Source organism: Streptomyces niphimycinicus (assembly GCF_018883605.1).
Classification (GTDB): Bacteria; Actinomycetota; Actinomycetes; order Streptomycetales; family Streptomycetaceae; genus Streptomyces; species Streptomyces niphimycinicus.
In genome coordinates this window covers 1-5,516 of the sequence record NZ_JAHLEM010000201.1, presented here as the reverse complement: position 1 = coordinate 5,516, position 5,516 = coordinate 1, and the positions used below count along the sequence as shown (strand labels likewise).

Genomic DNA, 5,516 nt, shown 5'->3' with positions numbered 1-5,516 from the left:
GGTCTCGTCCGCGCGCTCGGCCGGGACCTCGGCCTGACCGCGGACCAGGCGCGCGAGCGGCTCGGCCAGGAGGCCGCCGCCATGAGGCTGGAGCCCAAGGCCGAGCGCGCCGCGGGCGCGTCCTACGGCGGCTCGTGGTTCGACACGAGCAGCGGAAAGCTGGTCGTCGGCGTCACCAGCGCCGAGCGGGCCGCGTCGGTACGGGCCACGGGCGCCACCACCCGGATCGTGAAGCACGGCGCCGCCGCGCTCGACGCGGCCAAGGCGCGCCTCGATGACCAGGCCCGCAAGAAGGCCGCCCCGGCCGGGGTGAGCAGTTGGAGCGCCGACCCCCGCGCGGGCGGCGTCGTGGTCCGGGTCCGCGAGGGCCGCGAGGGCGACACCGCCGTCCGCGCGTTCCTCCGCGAGGCAAAGCGCGCGTCCTCGGTCCCGGTCACCGTCGAGAAGGCCCCCGCCCAGGCGCCGACGACCTTCGCCGCCGGTACGGTCGGCGGCGACCCGTACTACACCGGCAACGTCCGCTGTTCCATAGGCTTCTCGGTCCAGGGCGGCTTCGTCACCGCCGGGCACTGCGGCCGGGCGGGCGGCTCGGTCAGCGGCTGGGACGGCTCGTACATCGGCAACTTCCAGGGCTCCTCCTTCCCCGGCAACGACTACGCCTACGTCAGCGTCGGCAGCGGCTGGTGGACCGTGCCGGTGGTGCTCGGCTGGGGCACCGTTCCCGACCAGTTGGTCCGCGGCTCCAACGAGGCCCCGGTCGGCGCCTCCATCTGCCGTTCCGGCTCCACCACCCACTGGCACTGCGGCACGGTGCTGGCCAAGAACGAGACCGTGAACTACAGCCAGGGCGCCGTGTACGAGATGACCAAGACCAGTGTGTGCGCCGAGGGCGGTGACTCCGGAGGCTCGTTCATCAGCGGCGACCAGGCCCAGGGCGTGACCTCGGGCGGCTGGGGCAACTGCTCCAGTGGCGGCGAGACCTGGTACCAGCCGATCAACGAGATCCTGTCGGTGTACGGCCTGCGGCTGCACACCGCCTGACGGGGCAATACGGCGGCAATACGGCGGCAATCCGAAAAGACGACGGGGCGGGCCCGGCGGCCCGCCCCGTCGAATCGTTTCGCCGCCTATCCGTGGTGGTGCGCGGACAGCCCGTGCGGGTCGTGGCCGGGGATGGTGCCATCGGCCTTGGCGACCAGGAACAGCCCGGCCATGCCCATGTCGGAGTGGCTCTGGACATGGCAGTGATACATCCAGGCGCCGGCGCCGACGTTCTCCCCGGCGATCACCTGGAAGCCGAAGGAGTCGGCCGGACCGGTGATCTTGTTGTCGATGACCCGGCTCACATCGCCCGGGCCCTCCAGCAGTCCGGTGCGGTTGTCCGCCCAGCGGTGCCCGTGCATATGGAAGGTGTGGTAGTACTCGCCGTGCGTGATCATGATGATCTCGACACGGTCGCCCACCGTGGCCCGGAACTCGGGGGCTTCATGGCCCGACTTGTTGTTGATCGTCATATCGTTGAAGACGATGGTGAACTGCTTGTCCGGCAGGATGTCACCCGCCCGCCGCACCACCACGGGGCCGTACAGCCCCTTCCGGAGGCCGCCGGTGCCGTGCGGGGTGCCCACCGCGTGGTCGTGGTAGTGCCAGTAGCCCGCGCTGCCCGGCCGCCAGGTGCCGTCGGCGCGTTTGCCCGGGGCGTGGGTGCGCCAGGTGTAGGTGCGGGTGCCGCCCGGCTCCACGGCGCTGCGGTTGAGCTGGGTGCCGTCACTGGCGACGTCGTAGTCCAGGCCGTGCACATGGAGGCTGGCCGTGACGTCCATGGTGTTCTCGAACTCGATGTGCAGGGTGTCGCCCTCGGTCAGCTCGATCAGCGGACCGGGGATGGTGGCCTTGCCCTTCTCGAGGCCGTAGCCCATCTGGCCGTCCGGCAGTTTCTCGGCGTAGAGCTTGAGATGGCGGACCACTCCGCCCGCGGCCGCCGTCCGGACCGCGCCGGACGGGGCCTTCGGCGCCTTCGCGGCGGCCGAGGAGGTGAGTGCCAGCGGTCCGACGGCCGCGGCGGCCGCGCCGCCGGTGAAGAGCCGTCTGCTGAGACCGCGTCTGGAGGTGATGCCGGGTGCGTCGCTCATCGTTCTCCCAAATCGCTGTGGATCCCCTGCCGTTGACGATGCGCAGATGCCCCGGGGTGCTTTCACGGTAGCCGGGGGAGCCTCGTTCATCCACACTCAGGACAAAGTTCGTTGAGTTGCGGTCATAGCTATTGGCGTGTTGCGAAAAGCCGTCTAGCTTCCTTCAGCGGTGGTTTCCGGTATGTGAGAGGGATGGGTGACCCATGCGGGACAAACCGTACCAAATGCCCTCAAGATGGCGAGGGATGACAGTCGGTCGGCTGCGGAAGAGACGCGCGGGGGTGGCGGCGCTGCTCTTCGGCGCGCTCACCGCGACCTTGCTGGGCGGGACCCCCGCCAGCGCCCGGCCCGAGGATCGTGCGCCACTCACGCTGCCGTCCCCGCCCGGCGGGGACAACGTCCGGGTCCTGGTGTTCCACGGCTCGGCGGGGGATGAGCCGGCCACGGTGAACGCGGGCATCGAGGCCATCGAGAAGATCGGCAATCAGGGCCCGGCGGCGACCCGGTTCACCGTCGACGCCACCGCCGACGCCTCGGTCTTCACCAAGCCCAGGCTCGGCAAGTACAACGCCGTGGTCTTCCTGACCGGCTCCGGCGATGTGCTCGACCCCGAGCAGGAGGCGGGGCTCGAGGCGTATATGAAGGCGGGCGGCGGCTTCCTCGGCATCCATGACGCGGCCCGCAACGAGCCGTACTCCGACTGGTACAGCGGGCTGATCGGCGCCCGCCCGGCGGCCACCAGCCCGGGCACCGCCCAGCGGGCCGTGGTGGAGGTGGGCGACCGCGTCCACCCGGCCACCAAGGAGCTGCCGCTGGAGTGGAAGCGCACGGACACCTGGCTGAACTGGAAGAACAACCCGTCGGGCACGGTGCACACCGTGGCCCGGGTCCGGGAGTCCAGCTACCGGCCGGGCACCGGCGCCAACGGCTGGGACCACCCGATCTCCTGGTGCCGTGACTACGACGGCGGCCGCTCCTTCTACACCGGTATGGGCGGTACGGTCGCCACCTTCCAGGAGACCGACTTCCGTGCCCATCTGCGGGGCGCGCTGCTGTGGACCACCCGGCTCTCGACCGCCGACTGCAAGGCCACCATCAACGCGAACTACAAGGCCGAGCGGGTCACCAAGCCCAATCAGCCGGGCCAGTCGGACCAGATCGGCGAGCCGCACGGCCTCGTCGTCGCCAAGGACGGCCGGGTGCTCTACATCGGCCGCGGCGGCGGTGACAACAGCGCGCCCGTGGTCACCGACTGGAACGACCCGGAGATCGGCAAGGGCCAGGGCCAGATCCATGTCTACGACCCGGCCACCGGAAAGGTGACGCTCGCGGGCGCCGTGACCGTCTTCGGCAACAAGGGCGGCGGCGATGAGCTGATCAAGAACGAGGAGGGGCTGCTCGGTATCGAGCTGGACCCGGACTTCCTCGACAACGGCTGGGTGTATCTCCACTACACCCCGCATTCCCGGATCAACCGGGACACCCAGATGGCCGAGCGCCGCGTCTCCCGGTTCACCCTGGACCTGAAGACCAACAAGCTGGACCTGGGCTCGGAGAAGGTCCTGCTGTCCTGGCCGGTCCAGATCCACAGTTGCTGCCACGCGGGCGGCGGGATGTCCTGGGACTCCAAGGGCAATCTCTACATCGCCACCGGCGACAACAACTCCTCGCAGTTCAGCGACGGCTACTCGGGCAACAACCCGCAGCCGAACTACAAGGGTGTCTCCTTCTCCGACGCCCGCCGCACCGCGGGCAACACCAACAACCTCAACGGCAAGATCCTGCGGATCCACCCCGAGGACGACGGCACCTACACCCTCCCCGAGGGCAATCTCTTCACCGGTAAGGAGCCCGACGAGGGCGGGGGCAAGACCCGTGGCGAGATCTATGTGATGGGGGTGCGCAACCCGGCCCGGATCTTCGTGGACCAGAAGACCGACATCCTCTACGCGGGCTGGGTCGGCCCCGACGCGGGCGAGCCCAGCACCACCTGGGGCCCGGCCAAGTACGACACCTTCGCCGCCATCACCAAGGCGGGCAATCACGGCTGGCCGTTCTGCATGGGCAACAAGCAGCCCTACCGGGACCGCAATCTGCCCGACCCCAGCAAGCCCCTGGGCTGGTACGACTGCGACCACCCCAAGAACGAGTCACCCAACAACAACGGTCTGGTGAACCTGCCGCCCATCACCGGGAACACCATCTGGTACTCGCCGCAGGGCGGCGCCCCCGACTATCCGCGGGACGCCAACGGCATCCCCAGCTACAAGGCGTCCGAGGCCAAGTTCCTGCTGCCGTGGCTCAAGGGCGGCGGCCAGGCCACCATGAACGGCCCGGTCTACCGCTATGACGCCGACAGCAAATCGACCACCAAGTGGCCCGCCTACTGGGACGGCAAGTGGTTCGTCGGCGACTTCTACGACGGCGACCAGCCGCGCCACGCGGTGGTGACCGACCCGAAGACCGTCGGCAAGGGCGGTCTGCCGGTGCACGCCGAAACCCTCAAGAAGATCATCCCGGTGGGCGCCGACGGCATCCGCAACCTCATGGACTGGAAGTTCGCCCCGGACGGCTCGCTCTACGTCCTCGACTACGGGCGCGGCTTCTTCACCTCCGACTCCAAGTCGGCGCTGTGGCACATCACCTACACCGGCGGCGAGCCCACTCCGCTCGCCCAGGATCTGGTCAGGAAGGCGGAGTGACCGTGAAACGAAGGCGCCCCAAACCCAGCAGATCCTGGCTGCCCCTCCTCGCCGCGCTGCTCATGATCCTCGGGCTCGGCTCGGCGACGGCGACGGCGGCCCACGGGCAGAACGACACCCGGCAGGCCGCACAGCAGACCCTCACCTGGACCGCGGGTGACGACATCACCAAGTACGCCTCGGCGCCCACCACCGCGGTCGCCGGGAAGACCACCATCGTCTTCGAGAACAGCACGGCCACCGGCAACACCATGGGGATGCCGCACACCCTGACGTTCGACGTCTCCGACCCCGAGTACAACAACGACGTCCCGCTGAACATCCTGGCCAACCCCTCGGACGACAGCGGCGGCAAGCACACCGCCGAGGTCACCCTCAGCCCCGGCCGCTACCGCTACCACTGCACCATCCCCGGCCACGGCCAGATGCAGGGCATCCTGGTGGTCACCGACGGCGGCGGTGGCGAGGACACCACCGCGCCCGACGCCACGGCGAAGGTCGAGGGCGAGAAGAACGCGGACGGCGCCTACATCGGGATGGCCACCGTCACGGTGTCCGCCACCGACGAGGGCTCGGGCGTGGACCGGATCGAGTTCGCGGAGGGGGACGCGGCGTTCCAGCCGTACACCGCCCCGGTGATGGTCCACCAGGTGGGCCAGCACACCATCCGCTACCGGGCCGT

At 69.5% G+C, this 5,516-nt stretch carries 4 protein-coding genes; 3 read left to right on the top strand and 1 reads right to left on the bottom strand.

Features of this window, described 5'->3' with window-relative positions; genetic code table 11:
* Positions 1-1,041: S1 family peptidase (locus KN815_RS19340; protein WP_216343200.1), on the top strand; the 1,041-nt coding region annotated here is incomplete at its 5' end.
* A gap of 86 nt (positions 1,042-1,127) precedes the next feature.
* Here KN815_RS19340 and KN815_RS19335 read toward each other — a convergent pair.
* A complete protein-coding gene (locus KN815_RS19335) occupies positions 1,128-2,132 on the bottom strand; it encodes a multicopper oxidase domain-containing protein (RefSeq protein WP_216343199.1) in 1,005 nt (334 codons plus the stop codon).
* A 245-nt stretch (positions 2,133-2,377) separates the two neighbouring features.
* Between KN815_RS19335 and KN815_RS19330 the strand changes: the two genes are divergently transcribed.
* A complete protein-coding gene (locus KN815_RS19330) occupies positions 2,378-4,834 on the top strand; it encodes a ThuA domain-containing protein (RefSeq protein WP_216343198.1) in 2,457 nt (818 codons plus the stop codon).
* Between the two features lie 62 nt (positions 4,835-4,896).
* On the top strand, positions 4,897-5,516 hold a 620-nt coding region (locus tag KN815_RS19325), incomplete at its 3' end, for an OmpL47-type beta-barrel domain-containing protein (protein WP_372458399.1).